18 protein-coding genes and 3 pseudogenes are annotated in these 18,471 nt (G+C 69.6%); 9 read left to right on the top strand and 12 right to left on the bottom strand.

What is annotated here, in order from left to right:
• Positions 1-175: 175 nt before the first annotated feature.
• A pseudogene (locus AB0947_RS22845) lies at positions 176-358 on the top strand (transposase); the annotation flags it as partial.
• Between the two features lie 190 nt (positions 359-548).
• Here the strand turns inward: AB0947_RS22845 and uppS are convergent.
• Genes uppS through AB0947_RS22830 form a run of 3 tightly spaced genes read right to left on the bottom strand, consistent with a single transcriptional unit; the run spans position 549 to position 3,887 of the window.
• Entirely contained in the window at positions 549-2,375 is a 1,827-nt protein-coding gene (gene uppS, locus AB0947_RS22840) for a polyprenyl diphosphate synthase (protein ID WP_366752177.1), read from the bottom strand.
• 37 nt (positions 2,376-2,412) lie between these two features.
• Positions 2,413-3,282, bottom strand: a complete 870-nt coding sequence (locus tag AB0947_RS22835) for an ABC transporter permease (RefSeq protein ID WP_366752176.1) — start codon at positions 3,280-3,282, stop codon at positions 2,413-2,415.
• The gene (locus tag AB0947_RS22830) at positions 3,279-3,887 is read right to left on the bottom strand and encodes an ABC transporter ATP-binding protein (RefSeq protein WP_366752175.1); all 609 of its coding nucleotides are present in this window, start codon (positions 3,885-3,887) and stop codon (positions 3,279-3,281) included. The genes AB0947_RS22835 and AB0947_RS22830 overlap by 4 nt, the downstream gene beginning before the upstream one ends.
• A 160-nt stretch (positions 3,888-4,047) precedes the next feature.
• Here AB0947_RS22830 and AB0947_RS22825 point away from each other — a divergent pair, with 160 nt between their 5' ends.
• Positions 4,048-4,455 carry a hypothetical protein gene (locus tag AB0947_RS22825; RefSeq protein ID WP_366752174.1) on the top strand — a complete coding sequence of 136 codons (408 nt, stop codon included), beginning with the start codon at positions 4,048-4,050 and terminating at the stop codon, positions 4,453-4,455.
• A 598-nt stretch (positions 4,456-5,053) separates the two neighbouring features.
• Here the strand turns inward: AB0947_RS22825 and AB0947_RS22820 are convergent.
• Positions 5,054-5,443: a VOC family protein gene (locus AB0947_RS22820; RefSeq protein ID WP_366752173.1), complete on the bottom strand. Its 390-nt coding sequence runs from the start codon at positions 5,441-5,443 to the stop codon at positions 5,054-5,056.
• A gap of 580 nt (positions 5,444-6,023) precedes the next feature.
• Between AB0947_RS22820 and AB0947_RS22815 the strand changes: the two are divergent.
• A pseudogene (locus AB0947_RS22815) lies at positions 6,024-6,894 on the top strand (IS5 family transposase); the annotation flags it as partial.
• A gap of 37 nt (positions 6,895-6,931) precedes the next feature.
• Here AB0947_RS22815 and AB0947_RS22810 read toward each other — a convergent pair.
• Together AB0947_RS22810 and AB0947_RS22805 are read right to left on the bottom strand one after the other, a co-directional pair.
• Positions 6,932-7,657, bottom strand: coding sequence for a hypothetical protein (locus tag AB0947_RS22810; protein WP_366752172.1), 726 nt, complete (start codon positions 7,655-7,657; stop codon positions 6,932-6,934).
• 66 nt (positions 7,658-7,723) lie between these two features.
• Complete coding sequence (locus AB0947_RS22805; protein WP_366752171.1) at positions 7,724-8,815, bottom strand: IS630 family transposase; 1,092 nt, start codon at positions 8,813-8,815, stop codon at positions 7,724-7,726.
• A 69-nt stretch (positions 8,816-8,884) separates the two neighbouring features.
• On the opposite strand from AB0947_RS22805, the gene AB0947_RS22800 reads away from it, so the two are divergent.
• Positions 8,885-9,094 carry an LAETG motif-containing sortase-dependent surface protein gene (locus AB0947_RS22800; RefSeq protein ID WP_366752170.1) on the top strand — a complete coding sequence of 70 codons (210 nt, stop codon included), beginning with the start codon at positions 8,885-8,887 and terminating at the stop codon, positions 9,092-9,094.
• A 1-nt stretch (position 9,095) separates the two neighbouring features.
• On the opposite strand, the gene AB0947_RS22795 is transcribed toward AB0947_RS22800, so the two are convergent.
• Together AB0947_RS22795 and AB0947_RS22790 are read right to left on the bottom strand one after the other, a co-directional pair.
• Complete coding sequence (locus AB0947_RS22795) at positions 9,096-10,289, bottom strand: cellulose-binding domain-containing protein (protein ID WP_366752169.1); 1,194 nt, start codon at positions 10,287-10,289, stop codon at positions 9,096-9,098.
• 244 nt (positions 10,290-10,533) lie between these two features.
• Positions 10,534-11,166, bottom strand: a complete 633-nt coding sequence (locus AB0947_RS22790; protein ID WP_366752168.1) for a lytic polysaccharide monooxygenase — start codon at positions 11,164-11,166, stop codon at positions 10,534-10,536.
• A gap of 821 nt (positions 11,167-11,987) precedes the next feature.
• Between AB0947_RS22790 and AB0947_RS22785 the strand changes: the two genes are divergently transcribed.
• Positions 11,988-12,602 carry a DUF1326 domain-containing protein gene (locus AB0947_RS22785; protein WP_366752167.1) on the top strand — a complete coding sequence of 205 codons (615 nt, stop codon included), beginning with the start codon at positions 11,988-11,990 and terminating at the stop codon, positions 12,600-12,602.
• Entirely contained in the window at positions 12,599-13,366 is a 768-nt protein-coding gene (locus AB0947_RS22780) for a DUF2182 domain-containing protein (protein WP_366752166.1), read from the top strand. The genes AB0947_RS22785 and AB0947_RS22780 overlap by 4 nt, the downstream gene beginning before the upstream one ends.
• 243 nt (positions 13,367-13,609) lie before the next feature.
• Here AB0947_RS22780 and AB0947_RS22775 read toward each other — a convergent pair.
• Positions 13,610-13,835: pseudogene (locus tag AB0947_RS22775) on the bottom strand (hypothetical protein); the annotation flags it as partial.
• Here AB0947_RS22775 and AB0947_RS22770 point away from each other — a divergent pair.
• Positions 13,779-13,949, top strand: a complete 171-nt coding sequence (locus AB0947_RS22770) for a hypothetical protein (RefSeq protein WP_366752353.1) — start codon at positions 13,779-13,781, stop codon at positions 13,947-13,949. The pseudogene AB0947_RS22775 and the gene AB0947_RS22770 sit on opposite strands and share 57 nt — an antisense overlap.
• A gap of 248 nt (positions 13,950-14,197) precedes the next feature.
• Here the strand turns inward: AB0947_RS22770 and AB0947_RS22765 are convergent, their stop codons facing one another.
• On the bottom strand, positions 14,198-14,956 hold the full coding sequence (locus AB0947_RS22765; protein ID WP_366752165.1) for a MerR family transcriptional regulator: 759 nt from the start codon (positions 14,954-14,956) through the stop codon (positions 14,198-14,200).
• Between the two features lie 570 nt (positions 14,957-15,526).
• Positions 15,527-15,970 (bottom strand): large conductance mechanosensitive channel protein MscL, encoded by a 444-nt coding sequence (mscL, locus tag AB0947_RS22760; protein WP_366752164.1) that lies wholly within the window; start codon positions 15,968-15,970, stop codon positions 15,527-15,529.
• A 335-nt stretch (positions 15,971-16,305) separates the two neighbouring features.
• Between mscL and AB0947_RS22755 the strand changes: the two genes are divergently transcribed.
• Complete coding sequence (locus AB0947_RS22755) at positions 16,306-17,295, top strand: magnesium and cobalt transport protein CorA (RefSeq protein ID WP_366752163.1); 990 nt, start codon at positions 16,306-16,308, stop codon at positions 17,293-17,295.
• Between the two features lie 267 nt (positions 17,296-17,562).
• On the top strand, positions 17,563-17,814 hold the full coding sequence (locus AB0947_RS22750; protein ID WP_366752162.1) for an XRE family transcriptional regulator: 252 nt from the start codon (positions 17,563-17,565) through the stop codon (positions 17,812-17,814).
• Between the two features lie 436 nt (positions 17,815-18,250).
• Here the strand turns inward: AB0947_RS22750 and AB0947_RS22745 are convergent, their stop codons facing one another.
• Positions 18,251-18,382 (bottom strand): hypothetical protein, encoded by a 132-nt coding sequence (locus tag AB0947_RS22745; protein WP_366752161.1) that lies wholly within the window; start codon positions 18,380-18,382, stop codon positions 18,251-18,253.
• Positions 18,383-18,471 lie beyond the last annotated feature (89 nt).

The raw sequence follows: 18,471 nt of genomic DNA, 5'->3' as shown, positions 1-18,471 counted from the left end.
ACGCCGTGCTGCCGGAGATGCGGGTTGGTTTTTCCTGGTCAGGTGGGGTGGCAGGTGAGGCGGGTAGTGACCTGTGCCTGTCTCGTCCCAGGACGCCCGGCGTTCGCGGACGCGTGCTTCCGTTGGTGTCGCTGTGCGCCTGGGCGCAGTCGGTGTGCGGCGGTACGCCTGAAGCATGCCGACGCGACGCCCGTATGCGAGTGGTCTGTCCGATGCCCGCTGGGAATTGATCGAGCCGGTGCTCTCTGCCTGGAGGCTTGAGCGCCACGGCAGGGCCCCGGACTTCGGCCGGCCGCCGGGACATGACCTGCGCGACATCATGGACGCGATCCTGTATGTGAACCGCACCGGGGTCCGGTGACGCTGCCTCCCGCACGACTCCCCCACTGCAACGCTGTCTACGGCTACTTCGCCGAATCGACCCGTGTGAGGACCGGTAGTTGGCACTGCGTCCATCTCCAACCCGGCAGCGCCGGCATGGCTTTGCCGGATCTCTGGGGATAACGCTGGTGTGGACTTTGCCGGGCCGGACTCGTCAGATCCGACAGTTAGATCGGACGTGGCGGAACGGTCGGTGGTGTTCGAGGGGAGACGAGAGGGGCGGCGCCGTGGCGGCGTTGGCGTCGGCTGTATTCGGTGATGGCCTGCCACAGGTCACGCCGGTCTACGTCGGGCCAGTAGTCGGGGGTGAAGTACAGCTCGGCGTAGGTGGCGTGCCAGGGCAGGAAGTTCGAGGTGCGCTGTTCGTTGCCGGTGCGCCATAGCAGGTCGACGTCTGGCATGTCGGGGTGGGGCAGATGGTGGGCGAAGTCGTCTTCACTGATGAGGTGGGGGTCGATGTCGCCTGCTTGGGCTGCCTGGGCGAGGGCTGCGGCGGTCCGGGTGATTTCGTCGCGGCCGCCGTAGTTGATGCACACGGTGAGGGTCAGTCCGGTGCGGTTGCGGGTGCGGCGCTCCTCGCGCAGGAAGGCTTGGACGAGCTCTTCGGGCAGTCTGTCGGGGTGGCCGGACCAGCGCTGGCGTACGTCGAGGTCACGGATGGGGCCTTCATCGAGATCGTGTCGTATCGCTTCCAGGATGGTGGTGATCTCCTCGGTGTCGCGTTTCCAGTTCTCTGTGGAGAACACGTAGAGGGTCAGGTGGCGCAGGCCGATCTCCAGGGCGCCGTAGACCATCTCGTGGGCGGCAACGGTGCCGGCGCGGTGGCCTTCCGGGCGGGGCAGACCTCGCTGCTGGGCCCAGCGGCCGTTCCCGTCCATGATGATCGCCACGTGCGAGGGCATCTGGTCTGCGGCGATCTGCGGGGGCCGGGCGCCGTCGGGATGCGGTGGCGGGAGCCTCAGGGCGGTATCTTCGGCCGCCGGGTTCGGATCGCCTGCGATCGCCGCACGTCCTCGGGGTCCGGGCACGGTCAGGGACGTCAGGCTCCAGGCCAGGTTCGAGCGGATGCGGGCCGGGGCGAGGATGCGCGTGCGCGATATGAGAGAGGGCCGCGGGGCGCGCTTGAGCAGGGCGGCGCCGGCTGCGTCGACTGCATCCAGTTGGGCCCGCAGCAGGCGTGCCGCCGTGTCGAGCACGGTGGCGGCGCCCGGGTGCATGCCTCTTGTCAGGGCGGGCCTGGTCACCCATCGGCGAGCCAGAGCGGTCAGCTCTCCGGTCAAAGCCGCTGTTGCCGGGCTCCAGCGCCCCTGCCGCAGATCGTCTTCCGCGCCGGGGTAGGCGTCCAGCGCCTCCTGCGGCAGGAACAGGCAGCCTTGGACGAGGTCCGAGCCCAGGTCGGTGAGGATGTCGGTGAGCTGGGCACCGTCGATGAACTGCGCGTAGTCGCCTTGCCGATCCAGCCTCGGCGTCATCGGGGCTCCGGCCTGTTCGAACAGGTGTCGTACCTGGTCGACCCAGGGCGCGATTTCCCCGTTGGACCAGGCCCGCCACGCGGCCCAGTCGGGGAAGTGCCGGATGCCGGTGTCGTCCCGTGTGCTGGTCATGGCACCTTGCAGACTGGACAGGTCCAGACGCCACCGCGTGGCGGTGTCGACCAGGGCATGCCGGACCGGATCCGTGCTGGTTCCGGCCGCCAGGTCGCGTCGCAGGGCTTCTGTCCACGCTTCGACGCGGGCCGCACGCTCGGCTGGCGCGGCATCCTGCTGGTCGGCCAGGTCGTCCAGGACGCTCGCTGCCGCCCACAGGGCCCACCCGGCTGGGCGCAGCACGGCAGGCATCAGCAGGATGAGGGTGTGGATCGCGGGATCGTGGACTCGTGTGGTGCGGCGGCACAGTTGGTACGCCGCCCGCAGGGCTGGGTCGTCACCGGTGAGCGAACGGCCGGTGGGTCGCCCCCGCCGTGTTCGCGGGGCCGCATCGAGGTCTGCCGTCATGGACTGTGATGTGGGGCGCATGTGGGGTAGCGGGGCCTCAGTGGGCTTCTGTGTCGGATACGGCTGGTGAGGGGGCGGCGGCCTCGCGGGGCGCGGGAAGGCCGGCCGTGTCGCTTCCTGGCACGGGCGGCGGGATCCGGGCGGTCAGCGGCAGGCAGTTGCGGGTGCTTCGGCGGAAGCCCACCAGCGCGATCAGGGAGGCTGCCGTGAACCAGGCGAGCTGGACGGCCAGGTAGCCGGGCACCGCGCTGGTGGAGAATCCCGCTGCTGTGCTGGCCTGCATGGCCCCGTAGGAAGGCAGGTAGCGCATGACCGGGTTGTCGGCGCCGGAACTGGTGATCGGGTTTTGCAGCGCGAGGTCGATGATGCTGGTCATCACGATGGCGAACATGCCCTCGACTTCCCGGCGCAGCAGGGAGCCGAAGCCGACACCGAGCGCACCGTAGGTGAGTCCGGCGCAGAACAGTGCGGCGGCGAGCAGGAGAGGCTGGCGGGGCGACCAGGCCAGGCAGGTGACCCCAGTGGCGTAGGCGGCGACTGCCGCCGAGACCAGAGCCAGAGCGGTGACCTTGGCCAGGACCAGGTGGGTGCGGGGGTAGCCGGCCATGGCCAGCCTGCGGTCGAAGCCGCTGCCCGAGAACGTGGCGGCGAACATCATGAACCCGGTGATCAGCGTGACGGCGTTGAGCGCGCCACTGATCTCGGTCAGTTCATTGCCGTGTGGCGTCAGACTCTCTCCGGTGGCGCGAAGCCGCATCCGGGCCGGGGTGTCGGGCATCGCCAGGTACGCCAGGGTCGTCCACACCGGGACGAACAGGCCCACCAGGATCATGGCGAACCGGTTGCGACCGTGCTCGGTCAGCGTGAACCGGGTGGCGACAGCGAAGCGGGTCAGGTGAAACCTCATGCGGCGGCCCCCGCCTCGTCCGGGCGGAGCGTCCCACCGTCCAGGCGCCACAGCTCGTCCAGGCGTTCGGTGTCGTATGCCAGGTGAGAGACGACCAGGACCGAACGTCCAGCATCCCGCAGCCGCGCGGCCAGGTCCCAAAACCGCTGGTAGGTGTCCCAGTCGAAGCCCTGATACGGCTCGTCGAGCAACAGCACCTGCGGGTCGTGCATGAGCGCCAGCGTCACGTTCAGCTTCTGCCGGGTACCGCCGCTGAGCACCCCGGCCCGCTCATCGGCGTATCCGGTGAAGCTCAGCACTTCCATGATCTCCTCGGCATACCGCACATCGGCCAGGCGGTAGGCCGTCTGGAAGAACGCCAGGTGCTGCCGCACGGTGAGCGCGTCGTTGAGCACCACGTGTTGAGGGCAATAGCCGAACCGGCCGCTGTGGCGGACCGTGCCGCGCGTGGGCCGCAACTCGCCGGAAAGGACCTTCAACAGCGTGGACTTGCCCGCGCCGTTCTCCCCCACGATCCCGCACAGCGTCCCGGTCCGAAGCCGCAGGTCAACCCCGCGCAGGACTAAGCGCCGACGGTAGGCGTGATGCACATCCCTGACTTCCACACCCGTCTCCCCCCATAGATCGGGACCGATCTTGCCCGAATGGCCTAACGATCAGGAGGTGGAACAGACACGAGCCTCTGTCTCTGTCCACGGGTCAGTGCGCCGACCATGCGGGGAACGGCGCCGCGAGTCACGCGGCGGCCATCGCGAGGAGAGCGTGATGCCGTATCTGATCCCGTCCCGTACACCGCTGACACCCGAGCAGGTGGAGCGGGGCTTCGACTACCTCCTGACGTTGCGGACGGGTGGCGAGGACGCTCTCGCCAGGCAGCCCGAAGCGGACCCGGCGTTGGCGTTCGTCCTGCCGCGGCTGGCCGAGGACATGGTCCGGCCCGTCCTGCGACGCGCCACCACAGCCAGCCGCGCCTTCGCCGATTCCGCGGACCTGATCAGCGTCGTCCGGCACGGCCTGCGCCAACTCCAGTACCGCCCCGCCCCGATGTCCTCGACGGCTGCCTCGCCTGCACCACCGGCCTCCGGCGCCAGCCACCATGACGACATCACGCATTCAAGGTCAGTAGTGGGAAGGGGCCGCCCGGCATCAGCCGGGGCCCCTCTTCCAGGATGAGCCCTGCGGTCTCTGGTTTATGACACGCCGAAGCCTGCGTTGTTCCCAGGCATGCCGAGAAGAGGCACACCGGAAACGGCACCCTCGCGCTGCCTCACCGAGAGCCCCCTGCCGACAATGCGGCAAGAGCATGGAGATCCAGCCCGGACAGCGCTACCGCCTGTGTTCGTCCGCCTGCCGAAGGGCCAACTACCCCAAGCACCAGGAGAAATGCTCAGCCGAACCGGGCCCGGCAGTCCATCCGAACCACCCCGCTGCCCCCATTTGCGGGCGATCAGATCCCCACACCACGCCGGACGTGCTCGGACCGCTGCCGCCAGCGAGCACACCATCAGCAACTCCGGCAACCTGCTGCGAACCCAAGTCCTCCACCGCCAACAGCGCGGTCCGCGGCACCGCCGAAGCGCGCCGAACTGGCACCTACACCGTCATCCCGACCCTGCGAAGTCTACGAAGGACCGCTGCCACCAGGGCTCTGCCAGAAACGACGCCGGACGTGCTCACAACGCTGCAGGCAGCAGGCGTATCGCCAACGCCGGTCAAACTCCGATGACTGCGGGGGAGGCCGACGACCTTCCAGCTCAGACGGGCAGGCCGGTCAGATCAGGTAGTCCGCGCGCCCCTCGTCATCGAGTTCGAAGGGACCTTCGGGGATGATGCAGAACTCATTGCCCTCGGGATCCGCCATCACCAGGAACCCGCCGTCGCCGTACTCCTCCAGTCGGCGCCCGCCGAGCGCCTCGACACGCTGTTGCTCTGCGGCCGGGTTGGGTGAGGTGACGTCGAAGTGCATACGGTTCTTCACGGACTTGGGCTCGCGGGTTCGCTGGAAGCCCAGGCCCAGGCCGTTCTCGCGCTGCAGCCATACATAGGGTCCCGTGCGGCCCACGACTGGCCGGCCAAGCAGCTCGGACCAGAACGCGGCAAGCCGCTCAGGGTCAGTGGCATCGACGATGAGGGCATTGATCTGCATAGGTGAGTTCGCCATGCCCTGATCCTCTCAGGACGCGCAGGGCCGCTCAGGGTCGGTCGCCACCCGAGTGGTGCGCGGCTGGCGAACCATCTGATGGGCGACTCAGAACGGCGACGGTCAGACTTCGGTGAGACGAACCTGCCGGTGGTCGAACTTTGGTGAGACCGGTCGAACTTCGTTGAGACAGGTCGGTCGGGAGCACTCCGGAAGAACCCGGCCGCAACTGCTGTTTCCTTGGCCTTCTTGGCTTCGTTCAGTTTCAGCGACAGCGTTCGTCGATGAGTTTCAGCAGCAATTGAACGTGCGTCTGTCGGGGAATGTTCACGATAAGTGGTTCTGGCACAGCTTCCGTGCAGCGGGCACTCTGAGCGACGGCCGGGCGTCTTCCGGCGGCGCCTGAGATGGCACGAAACTAGGTTGTCATCCAGGTGTTGGGCTGAGAGTCCGGGCCGTGGAAGATGTCGAGCTCCGGTTGAAGGAGTCGCTGTTCCCATCGATCGCGGACATTGCGGTGCTGTCGGTGGACGTGAGTATCGCGTTAGGGCCTGTCCGAGGGGTCGCGTGACAGGCTGGCTGGTGAATCGTTCCGTCGTGTGTGGGGCGGGGTGATCTGACAGATGCGGAGTCCCGGCTGGAACCGCACCTGCCGAGGAACGCAGGCCGGGGAGGGCGGTGGAAGAGCCACCGTGCGGTGATCAACGGCATCTTCTTCCGGCAACGGACCGGCATCCCGTGGCGGGACCTGCCGATGCGGTTCGGCAACTGGAAGACGGTGCATGACAGGCATCGCAGGTGGTCGGCGGATGGCACGTGGGACGGATCTTGCTGGCCGTCCAGGCAGACGCCGATGCCGAGGGCCGTCTCGACTGGACGATGGCGGGGGTGGACTCGACGGTCTGCCGGGCGCAGCAGCACGCGGCCGGTGCACGAAAGCAGCCTCCGCGGGTCCCCGGTCGGCGGAGTCGGCCCGCTCATCATCGGGACGACGAAGGGCTGGGCCGCTCCCGGGGAGGGCCGACCACGAAGATTCATCTGGTGGGTGAAGGCGGGCGGCGTCCGCTGGCCGTGCTGATCACACCGGGGCAGGCAGGCGACGGGCCGCGGATGATCCCGGGCTGGAGCGCGTCCGTGTGCCGCGCCCGGCCGGCGGTCGTCCTCGCACTCGGCCGGACTACCTCAGTGGCGACAAGGCGTACAGCTCCCGCCGCAACCGCCGCTATCTGCGACGTCGGCAGATCAAGCACACCATCCCCGAGCCCCGCGACCAACGGGCCCACCGGCAAAACCGTGGCAGCAAGGGCGGTCGGCCCGCCGCCTTCGACCGATCCCGGTATGCCCGCAGGAACGAGGTCGAGCGAACGATCAACGCCCTTAAAGGCTTCCGCGCCGCGGCCACCCGCTTCGACAAACGGGCGTACGTCTTCCACGGCACGGTGACCGTCACCGCTATCCGGCTGTGGCTCCGCTCCTGAGCCCTGCTCGCTTACTTCCGATTCACCGTGCCTACCGCAGGACTGGGCGGTTGGCGGATGTGTACTCGTCCGCGATGTTGAACACGCTGGCGCAGCGTGGGCATTCGGCCTGGCCGAAGATGTGGGCGATTCCGTCGGCGAGGGCCCCGTGCCCGTCGCGGACGGCAGTTTCGTGCATCCACCGGCCGGTGCCGGAGAGTGCCTCGGGAGACGCCGGCCGGAGGTCGCGACGGTCTACGTCGCCCAGGTGCCAGTCCCGGATCGCTGAATAGCGCCCATGGTCCCCGATAGCGATCGTCACTTCCACGGCGCAGTGAGGGCAGGCCAGGTGGTAGAAGTCATCCGTGAAGTCCCCCAGGACGGCACTCCAGTGGTACTCCCCCTTGGCCGCGAGCGAATCGAGGAAGGTCGCACGGTAGTCGGCCGGCCGCGATTGCAGGTGCCGGTCCAGCAGCTTGCGGAACTCCGCGATCGCGTCGGCGCAGTCCGCCAGTAGATCGTCGCAGCCGTGGTTTCCTGCCGCGCGTCGCAGGATCGCTCCAGCCAGTCCACGCGCCCGTGCGCTCTTCGAGGCGAGACGCACCAGGCGCGGCAGGGCGGCAAAGCTGGCGGGAAAGACGAGGTCGTGTTCGAGGACCAGTCGGTATCCCAGCTCCTCCCATGCTTCGGCGTTGTCCTCGAGCTCCACCCGTTCCAGAAGCACGGGGACGCGATCGACATCCCCATAGCAGTCGTGCATCTGCGTCCAGTTAACCACCTGGGCATTAAAGCGCCCCCATGGCAGTCGGGGTGGACCCTCTGTTCCTGACCTACCGGACAGGCCCTAGTGACCTGAGTCGGAGATTCGTCGGCAGTAGGCGGCGACTTTGTCGAGGATCTCGTCGGCGGTCTTCGTCCAGACGAAGGGTCTGGGGTGTTCGTTCCAGTCGGCGAGCCAGGCTCGGATGTCGCGCTCGAGCGCTTGGACGGAGCGGTGGACACCGCGGCGGAGCTTCTTGCTGGTCAGTTCGCCGAACCATCGCTCCACCAGGTTCAGCCACGATGAGCCGGTAGGTGTGAAGTGCAGGTGGAAGCGGGGGTGTGCCAGCAGCCACTTCTTGATGGCGGATGTCTTGTGTGTGGCGTAGTTGTCCAGGATCAGATGCACGTCGAGGTCTGCCGGCACCTCCTTGTCGAGCTTGGTCAGGAACTTCTTGAACTCGGTGGCCCGGTGCCGGCGGTGCAGTGAGCCGATCACTTTGCCGCTGGCCACTTCCAGGGCCGCGAAGAGGGTGGTGGTGCCGGCGCGGACGTAGTCGTGGCTGCGGCGTTCAGGGACCCCGGGCATCATCGGCAGCACCGGCTGTGAACGGTCCAGGGCCTGGATCTGCGACTTCTCGTACACGCACAGCACCAGGGCCTTCTCCGGCGGGTCGAGGTAGAGACCGACCACATCGCGGACCTTGTCGATGAACAGCGGGTCCGTGGACAGTTTGAACGTCTCGGAGCGGTGCGGGGCCAGGGCAAAGGCGCGCCAGATCCTGGAGACGGCCGACTGGGACATGCCTGTCGCCGCGGCCATCGACCGGGTGGACCAGTGTGTGGCGTTGGGCGGTTTCTCCTCCAGTGTCTTGACGATGACGCGTTCTACGTCGGCATCGGTGATTTTCCTCGGGACACCTGGCCTGGGCTCGTCGGACAGGCCGTCCAGACCGCGGTCGAGGAAGCGCCTTCGCCAGGTGCGGACCGTGTCCGGAGCGACCTGCAGCCGCCGTGACACCTCCATGATCGAATACCCCTGGTCACACTCGAGCACGATACGGGACCGCAAGGCCAGAGCCTGAGCCGTCGACCGACGACGCACCCACCCCTGAAGTACAGCCCGCTGGGCGTCCGTTACCGACAACGGTGGGATCTTCGGTCCACGACGATTCACACCAAACCAACGACGAACCTCTGACTCAGGTCACTAGTTCGGGTTGGCGCGCAGCGCACCACGGCACTCATGACGCAGACGGCCCAGTTGGCAGACGCGCCCGGCCCGGTCACGGTCGGCGGCAGCGGCGCGGGCACCACCGACCTGGCCGCGACCGGCGGCTCCGCCCTCACCCCCGTCCTCACCCTTGTGATCGCGGGCGTGGCCATCGGCCTGGTCGTGATCGGCGGCGCGGTCCCGGTCGTCCTGCGCAAGAGGGACACGACGCCCGGCGCGTGACTCAGCAGCCGATCGGGGACGAGCCGACGGCCACGTCGTCGAACCACAGGGTGTCGTCGCCGGTTCCGTAGCTCTCCCAGCCCAGCCGCAGGGCGGTCGGCCGGGGCGGGGTGGTGCGGGAGAGCCACTGCTGGTCGACGTCCTGCGTCGGTACGCCGTCGGCGTGCAGTCCGGGCACCTGTTCGCCGCCCAGCCAGGTGTCCAGCTTGGGCGCGGAGGTGTCCACGGCGAACCGCAGGCACTGCCAGCTGCCCGTCGGCAGCGGCCTGCTCAGCGCCACCCCGGCCGGGCTCTGCGCGGGAAGCGTGGCGTCGTCGCTCTCCCGGTTCCACTGGAGCGCGCCGTTCTGACCGCCGACCCGGAGCGCCCGGCCGCCCTGGGAGGTGTCCGGCATCGACACGAAGGTGACGTGGGAGGAGGGCAGCGCGGTGGTGTGCCGGACCCACAGGCGGACGTACAGCACCGGGCCGACCGACGACAGGTCGGTGGTGGCGGCGACGAAGGCGTGGTTGCAGTAACCGGCGTGCCCGTCCACCCGCAGTGACCTGGTGCCGCCGTGGGCGACAGCCGTGTCGACGGCGACCGTGCCCGTGCCCTGGCAGTCGGGCGCGGTGAAGCGCCAGTCGCCGGACGGGGAGGGGCCGGTCTGGTCCTCGAAGCCGCTGCACAGCACGGCGTTGCCGCAGTCGGCGGGTGGCTGGGTGGGGGGAGGGGTGCCCGGCGTGGTGGGCGGTGTGGTCGGCGGTACGGTGCCGTCGTCGCCGCAGGGCACGCCGTTGAGACTGAAGTCGGTGGGCGGCGGGTCGGCGGACTGCCAGGTCCCCTGCAGGCCGAACTCGGTGCCGGCGCCGCTGGGCAGAGCGGCGTTCCAGTCGGTGCCGACGGCGGTCACGGAGCGGCCGGTCTGGGTGACGGTGGCGTTCCAGGCGGAGGTGACGTGCTGGTCACCGCCGTAGGTCCAGGTGAGCCGCCAACCGCTCAATGCGGCACCGAGGTTGGTGACGCGTATCTGTGCGGTGTAGCCGCCGGACCACTTGTTGACGGAGTAGTCGACCCGGCAACCGGCGGCTGCGCCGGTGCCGCTGCCGCTGGCGGGCGCCGCGACGAGGAGGGACACCGCCAGCGCGAGGATCGCCGCGGCCACCGTCCAGGGGGTGCGCGCCCATCGAGGGCATCGCGCGGGCTGAGAGGGCATGTACGTCTCCGGGCGTGAGGGAGGGGGAAGGGGCTGACACCCGATCGATCGACTGGGAGCGCTCCCAAAGCGCCTGAGGGCGCATGCCGCCGGTCGGCAGGGTCCAGTCAGTAGGGTTTAGTCGCTGGGCGGGGTCCAGTTCGCTGGGCGGGCCCCGTCGCTGGGCGGGGCCGCTCGGCGGCGGACCCGGCCTGGTCTGGCCGGGCCGGGTCCGATCGGGTGGGGCGAACCGGTGACGCCGAGGTCAGCGGAAGTTCACGTCACTGCACAGGAAGTACGTCTGGTCCATGTGCGACGCCTGCCAGATCGTGTAGACGACGTGCCGGCCGCTGTAGCCGGACGTGCTCACGGGGATCGAGTAGTTCTGGCTGGGCGCGTACTTCCCCGTGCGGGCGACCAGTTGCAGGTCCTTCCAGGTCAGCGGCTGGGTGGTGGGGTCGAAGCCCTGCCGGGTGACGTAGACGAGGAAGTAGTCCGCGCCATGGCTGGCCTGGTCGTACAGGTGCACGGTGAAGTTGGCGCCGATGTCCGTGGTCTTCCAGGGGCCGACGGTGTCCAGGGAGTTGTAGCGGCCGCTCTCGGTGTGGCCGCCGCTGCACAGCTGTCCGTCGGGGATGACGGCCTGGAAGTTGCCGGCGGAACCGTTGCGGTACAGGCCGTTCCAGTTCCACATGGCGTTGGGGTCGGCCTGCCACGCCTGCCAGCACATGGGGTCCTGCTGCGCCATGGCCGGGTTCTGGAAGTCGCTGCCCCAACGCTGCCAGCAGCCGTAGTTGCGGGACGCGGGGTCGATCACCGAACCGTGCGCGGAGGCGGTGCCGCCGCCCCAGGTGATCAGGCCGGCCAGGACCGCGACGAGGGTGCTCAGGACGAGCATCAGGCGGCGGCCGGTCCTACGCTGTACATGCTCATGACAATGCATGACGGGGTTCTTCCTGTGGGGGTGTCGGTTTCGCTGGGGGGTCGCGGGACGTGGGAGCGCTCCCGCGCCTTCCAGGCTGCTGGGCGCGCGTCGGTGCGGCAACAGCTTGTTTCCGCCAAAGCCGGAGGACCCGGAACACCGTGGGAAACCGCCCCGGCACGGCACCGGTCGTAGAGTGGCCGCCCCGGCTCCGGCGAGGGGCATGACGTGCGGCGCACAGTCCCCGAGCACACAGGCGCGCCCGGAGGCGTCCGCAGGGTCGAGGCCCCCTTTCGGCTGGGACCGACCGGTGGACGGAGGAAGCCGCGTCGTTCTCCCGTTCGCGGGGGCACGAAGGGCGGAAGACCCCGGCGGTACCGCTCCTCCTCGCCGGAGAGTGCCAGGTCGACATGCCTTTCGTGCGAGGCGCCCCGAGGCCCCGGCTCCTCCCGGACGGTCCCCGGCGGGGGTGGCGGGCACGGGTCATGCTCCGTGGCGGACAGCGTGTCGGATGGCGTGAAGGCACCGGGGTCTCCTCGCCGGCCCCGGCGCCGCGACGCGTGACGAGCGGGGTGCGGGGGCGCGGACTAGCCTGGACAGCAGTCGGGCGGCCGTCTCGGCCGAGAGGTCGTCCCGACGCCGATCCTGCGGCCGGCGGACGCGTGGCGGTGCCCGCGGCCCCCGAATTCCTCCTGAGCGCGAGCGCCGCACCAGGCCGACGCCCGCGCCGGGCCTCGCGCCCCGTCGGGTGGGCGTCACTTCGTACCGCCGGCGGGTGGACAGGCGGGAGTACGGAGATGGCGTGGAACCTGACCGGTACCTACTTCGAAAGCTGCAACTGCGACACCGTGTGCCCCTGCACCACCTCGGGCCTGACCGCCCCCGCCGACAACGAGCGCTGTCAGGTGACGTTCGCGTTCCACGTCGCACAGGGTGAGGTCGACGGCGTGGACGTGTCCGACCGCAACGTGGTCGTCTTCGCCGACGCGCCGCGCGTCATGGCCGACGGCGGCTGGCAGGTGGCGCTGTACGTCGACGCCTCGGCCGACGACGGCCAAGCGGAGGCGCTGGGCAAGGTCTTCTCCGGGCAGGCGGGCGGACCGATGGCGGCGCTCGTGCCCCTCGTCGCCGAGATGCTCGGCGTCGAACGCGCACCCATCGACTTCCACGACGACGGCCGCCGGCACACCGTGCGGGTGGCGGACGCCATCCACATCGAGATCGAGGACCAGGTCGCCCCGCAGTTCGGCGGCGACGGACCCGTGATGAAACTGTCCGGCATGTTCCACCCGGCGAACAGCACGCTGACCGTCGCCAGGTCGACACGGGCCGTCGGCCACGGCGTACACGGCCGCTCCTGGGACTTCACCGGTCACAACGCCCACTCGGCGCCCTTCTCGTGGTCGGCGTGACGCGGCCCGCGACGGCGGCCCGCCGCCCCACGGCCCGCACCGGAGCGGTCCTCCTCACGGCGGCCACGGCCGCGGCCTGGACGTGGACGGCACTGCGCCGGGGCGGCATGGGAGCGGGGACCGCGGCCGGCGAGCTGCCCGCCTTCCTGGGCGCGTGGACGATCATGATGGCCGCGATGATGCTGCCGGCCACGGCACCGGTCGCCTCGCTGTACGCGCGGACCGCACCCGCGCGCCGGACGCCCCGCCTGATCGCGTTCACCACCGGCTACCTGCTGGTCTGGGCGGCCGCCGGACTGCCCGCGTACGCCCTGGCCGCCGGGGCGACACGGGTGGCGACCGCCTATCCCACCGCGGGCACGGCGGTGGCCGCCGCCGTCTTCGCCCTCGGCGGTGCCTACCAGCTCACCCCCCTCAAGGACGTCTGCCTCACCCGGTGCCGCTCACCGGTCGGTTCGCTGCTGCACTACGCGTCGTACCGCGGCCCCGCCCGCCACCTGCGTGCCGGGGCCCATCACGGAGCGTTCTGCCTGGGCTGCTGCTGGTCCCTGATGCTGCTGCTCACCGCGTTCGGGGTGATGAACCTCTGGGCCACGGTGGGTCTGGCCGCCGTCATCACCGCCGAGAAGCGCCTGCCACGGGGCCGTCTCCTCGCCCGCGCCGTGGGACTCGCCTCGCTCGCCCTCGCGATCGGCGTCTTCTGGCTGCCCCTGCTTGCGCCCAACCTCACGGGCGGCGGCATGACGGACATGGGCCTGCGGTGACCGTGACCCCGGTCACCGCGTCGCCCGCCCGGGGGACGCCGGGACGCAGGTCGTGCGCGCGTCCGTACGGTCGGTCGCAGGGGCGGAAGGTGCCCGGCGGCGCACCGCCGTGCGTCTGCGGTGGGTGACCGGGTCGCTGGAGCGGTGACGGCGGGCTCCTTCGCGTGCCCGCCGCAGTGCCGCCCTCGCCGGGTCCTCTCCCGGCGGAGTGCCGGCGAGCGGCGGCTGGTGCATATGCTGCCCGGCCTCGCTCCGGCTGGTGCGGGGACTGCCGCATAGTTGCCAGGCGCGGCCGTTCCACATCGCCGCAAGCCACCGTCTGACCGGCTGCGGGTCGTCGGCTCGGATCGCGTGGCGGGAGGGCACGCAAAGCGGCGGCGCTTCCCGGTCGTCGGGGTGAGGGGCGCTGGCCGTGTTCTCCGGTCAGGCGCAACGCCCGGCCCAGGGCGATGAGCTGGGCGTGGTTCACCGGCTGTTGCCTTCTTCCATCGCCTTCATCCTGGCAGGCGCCGAGCTGGTCAGGGGATGCGCCGCGGGACGCGGGCGAATCGGCCTGCGGCGGTGTCGGCAGTTCGCGCTGTAGCGGATGCGTCCGGGTGGCCGGGTGTGCCTGTGGTCCCGCTCGTGCTGCGCGGCCGCCGGGAAAGCAACCGGCAGGTGGGCGAGCTCGTCGGGAGGGGGTCTTTCGTGAGCGGAGTCGTGGGTCACGAGAACGAGCAGCACCCTGTGAAGGTGGCCGTAGACCGCCCTCGGGATCGAGCATCGCCGGTCACCCTGACATAGTGCAACCGCCATTCGCGGGCCTGGCCCGGAACAGCGGTTGCACTGTGCTCAGTTCAGCCGGGTGGTGGCATAGACCTCGATGGCGTCGCGCTGGTACGCGGCCAGACCCGGGGCGATCGCTTCGTACGCGGCGCGCCAGGCGTCGTTGTCCACGACGGAGCGGCCCATGGCCCGGTACTCGTCGACGGTCACGGTGCGCAGCGCGATCAGGGTCCGGTACTGGGCGTCGATCTCGGACTGCACCGGCTCGGCGTCGACACGGTGCCCCGCGGCCATGAGCTCGGCCAGCCGGACCATCTGTGCCGTGCGCTCGCGCTGCCCGGCCTCGACGTCATGCGGGCTCATCTCGGCGACCCGGCGGGCTACCGCCTGGGCGTGCTCGGGGAAGTCGCGCAGGGACTCCTGGTACTGGGCGGGCGTCACGCCCTCGAACAGGTTCTCCGGTCGGTTGACGGTCATGGGCCTGCCGTCCTTCCTGGACTGTTCCAGTTCGGCGATCGTGCGCGAGACGGTGCCGGCCAGGGCGTCGAGGCGGTCGCGTTCAGCGAGCAGCCGCCGGTGGTGGCCGCGCAGCGCTTCCACCTCGTCGACCTGCTCGGCCAGGACCCGGCCGATCTCGGGCAGCCCCAGACCCAGGGCCCGAAGGACGAGGATCTGCTGCAGCCGCAGCAGCTGGAGCTCCTCGTAGTAGCGGTGGCCGTTGGTCCCGATTCGGGCAGGCGGGAGCAGGCCGATCTCGTCGTAGTGCCGCAGGGTTCGGGCAGTCACGCCGGACATCCGTGCGACCTCCGCGATCGGCCAGTCCATCACCGTCTCCCTCACACATGTGTCGCCGGGCCGGTCTCTCCGGCCCTGTCCGGAACGGTAGAGGCTGCCGCAACGGCAACTTCAACCCCGAGACCGATGTTCCTCGCAGTCGAACAGGCAGGGTCTGCGCCCCGAGTGGAACGGACCTCGCCCGCTGCCGAACACCGGTTCCTGCGCCCGGCCTCCTGTCAGCCGGAACGTCGCCGATCGGGCTCCGGCCGACCCACATACCCACTCGGGCCAGGCTGTTGCTGCTCGGGTCGCTTGCGTGCACGTGTGCAGGCCCTACCGGCTGATCGCTCCGGGTCCGGCAGTTGCCCGGGCCCCGGCGGTCGCGGCACTGCCGGCCCTGGCCGCGCCTGGGGCGTTGATGGTGCTCTTGGGCGCCCTCGCCGGCGTTGCGTCGTGGCGTGTGGCCGGCGCGGATGGTGACAGAGCCGGGGACGTGGGTGAAGGCGGCGTCGGCGGCCGTCACCGGTGAGTGCGGTCGCTGAGAGCCGGTTGCAGGGCAACCCGGCCAAGCGTCGAGCACCGAGTTGTCCGGTTGTCACCGATCGATCAGGGGGCCGGTCACCCGGCCCGCTGGGTCGTCTCCCCGGCCTGGGCGGGTACGGCGGGCAGGGCGACGGTGCAGGAGGCGCAGCGTCGGGCCTCGGCCGGGACGGGGCTGAGGCACTCGGGGCAGTCGCGCTTGGGGGCTTGGACGTCGTGGTGGGGAGCGAGGCGCTCGTGCAGCTTGTTGATCGGGAGTACGACGAGGAAGTACAGGGCGCCGGCGAGGAGGAGGAAGCTGATCGCCGCGTTGATGAAGGTTCCGTAGGGGAACTTGGTGGCGCCTACTGTGAAGGTCTTGCGGGCCATGTCGCCGGTGGCACCGGTGGCCAGCCCCACGAGCGGGGTCAAAAAGGCGCTGACGAAGCCGTTGACGACGGCGGTGAACGCCGCTCCGATGACGATGCCGACCGCCAGGTCGACCACATTGCCGCGCAGGATGAAGCTGCGGAAGCCCTTCACCTTTTCACCCCTTCAAGGCCCATGACATCGACGGGCGGCGCCCCGACCCCTCACCCCGCATGCCCGGCCAGGTCTCACCCATACCTGCTGGGCGGCGGCACCACGGCCGCCGCCGGCTCGCCGAGGCCATGGCCATCCCCTGTACCGGTGTCGTCCGTCTCACGTGGCTCGGGCCAGTCGCCGAACGGCCCCTCCTGGCCGGATTTTCACCAGGCGCCTGGTCACCTGCCGACTCATGTGAAGGTCTGGTGACCATCCCGGTGCCGATGGCTCACGGGAGCGGTCCCCGCACTTCCAGGAGCATGGAATGGGCCCGCTGAAGCACCCGAGAGGACATGGAGTGCGTGATCTACCAGAAGCGGACGGGTGAGTGCGAGCAGATCGACTGCCGGCAGGAGGACGCCGGGTGCGAGGTCACCATGGACCGTCTGGCGGGCTTGAAGACGGATGAGTTCGCGTGGATCCGCATGTACGAGCCCGATCAGAAGGAGCTGCAGCGACTGGGCGGGTACCTCAAGCTGCATCCACTGGCCATCGAGGACGCGGTACAGGCCCACCAGCGGCCGAAGCAGGAACGCTACGGCGACGTGCTGGCCGTAGCGGTGAAGACCTTGTGGTTCGTCGAGCGGACCGCGGACGTGGAAACCGGCGAAGTGATGATCTTCCTCGGACCGTCCTTCGCGCTGACCGTGCGGCACGGGGCGAACGATCCCACCGTGGAGGCCGCGCGCCGCCTCGCACAGCAGCCTGACATGGCACGGCTCGGACCCGTCGGCGTTCTGCACGCGGTGACCGATGTGATCGTCGACGCGTACGCCGAGGCCGCCGCCCAGGTACGCACAGACCTGACGGAGCTGGAGCGGTGCGTCTTCTCACCCGCACGGGACGACCTCACGGAACAGATCTACTCGCTCAAACGCGAGGTGGTGGAGTTCCGCGACGCCATCCAGCCACTCGTCCCTGTCATACAGCCCTTCACCACGGCGGGGAACGACTGGCCGCGGCAGGTCGCGCCGTACTTCCGTGATGTCGCCGACCACCTCACCCGCACCGACACCGAGGTCCGGGCGATGGACGACCTGCTCGCCTCCGTCCTCGACGCCCATCTCGCGAAGGTGGGCACCTGGCAGAACGACGACATGCGCCGCATCAGCGCCTGGGCGGCCATCTTCGCCATACCCACGATGGTCGCCGGGATCTACGGCATGAACTTCGCCCACATGCCCGAACTCGACTGGCGCTACGGCTACCCGTGCGCGCTCGCCGTCATGGCCCTCGGCGCCGGACTGCTGTACCGGGCCTTCCGCCGCAATGGGTGGTTGTGACCGGGGACTCGTTGCGCCCAGCCGGCTGGACAAGACCGTCGCCAGGCGAGATGAGCAAGGTCAGCGAGTTCCGGAACGGTGGTCGCTGAAGAAGGCGACGCCGTCACCCTGAGGGCCTTCGGCAGGCTGGACTGAAGCCGCTCGCTGGACGTCTGACCACGAGAAGAGACCGCGCTGGAGCCCGGAGCGTCCTTCGTTCACAGAACGTCACCCGGGGCATACGGACTTATGTGTCCCTGCGGCCACCCCGGCAAGAGGAGGTTCCTGATGGACCTGGCTGAGCTGCTCGCGGATGCGATGCGCCGTCAGTGCCTGAGTTGCGAGGCGCTCGCCCATGCAGCCGCAATCCGCGCCCCGCGGATCAAAGCGTTCGTCGAAGACGGAGCCGAAGGGCCGATCCGCCCGACGCCGGAAGAGCTCACGGAACTGGCCCAGGCACTGTCTTTGCCGCTTCCCGACGTCCTGGCAGCAGCAGGCCAGGACCGTCGAACCGTGGTCCACGCGGGCCACCCCGTGTGATGCACCAGCCTGGCGCGAGAGCCGCACAGTTACCGTGCCGGGGCCGTCACCGGGTACTCACCGCCCCTATGGGATGGCTGAAGAAACCTCACCATGCCTCTTGGACCACGTCATCCATATGGGCGCCCATGGTGTCACCCTTCGCTGCTGTCTGTCGGGCGCGGACCTGCTCCTACATGCGGGGCTTCGCCCGCGCCCTTGTGATGACGTCCTGGTGCAGCCGCTGCTCGATGACCGCCCGGCCCTCCGCTGTGATCAGGTGCTCTCGTGCGCCTGATCCCAGGCGTGCCGAACTTCAACGGGAATGCGTCCGCGCATCGGCACGTCGTACCCGTTGGCGCGCGCCAGTTGCGGATTTCGTCGGTGCTGACGGGCGTGTCTGAAGCATGAGCGCGATCCCAACACCCGAAACGACGGGCCTATCCACCCGCTACGGCTACAGGTACGCGATGAGGAGCACGATCACGACGACGGCGAGCAGGAACCACCACGGCGGAGACTTCTTCCGGATGCGCGCGTAGCGGCCGCGGACGTCCCGGGGCTGTATCCGACGCGAACGTCGACTCACCCGGTCATGGGCGCTGGGGGCGTAGGCGTCGGGGCGCTGATGGGGTTTTTGGCAGGTGCTGGGACGTGTTGCCGCCGGTGAGCGCCTGT

Origin of the sequence: Streptomyces sp. NPDC047841, assembly GCF_040704085.1 — a bacterium.
In the GTDB taxonomy this organism is placed as follows: domain Bacteria; phylum Actinomycetota; class Actinomycetes; order Streptomycetales; family Streptomycetaceae; genus Streptomyces; species Streptomyces argyrophylli.
Note: the sequence above shows the minus strand (reverse complement) of the source record. Positions and strands in the feature narration are given on the sequence as shown.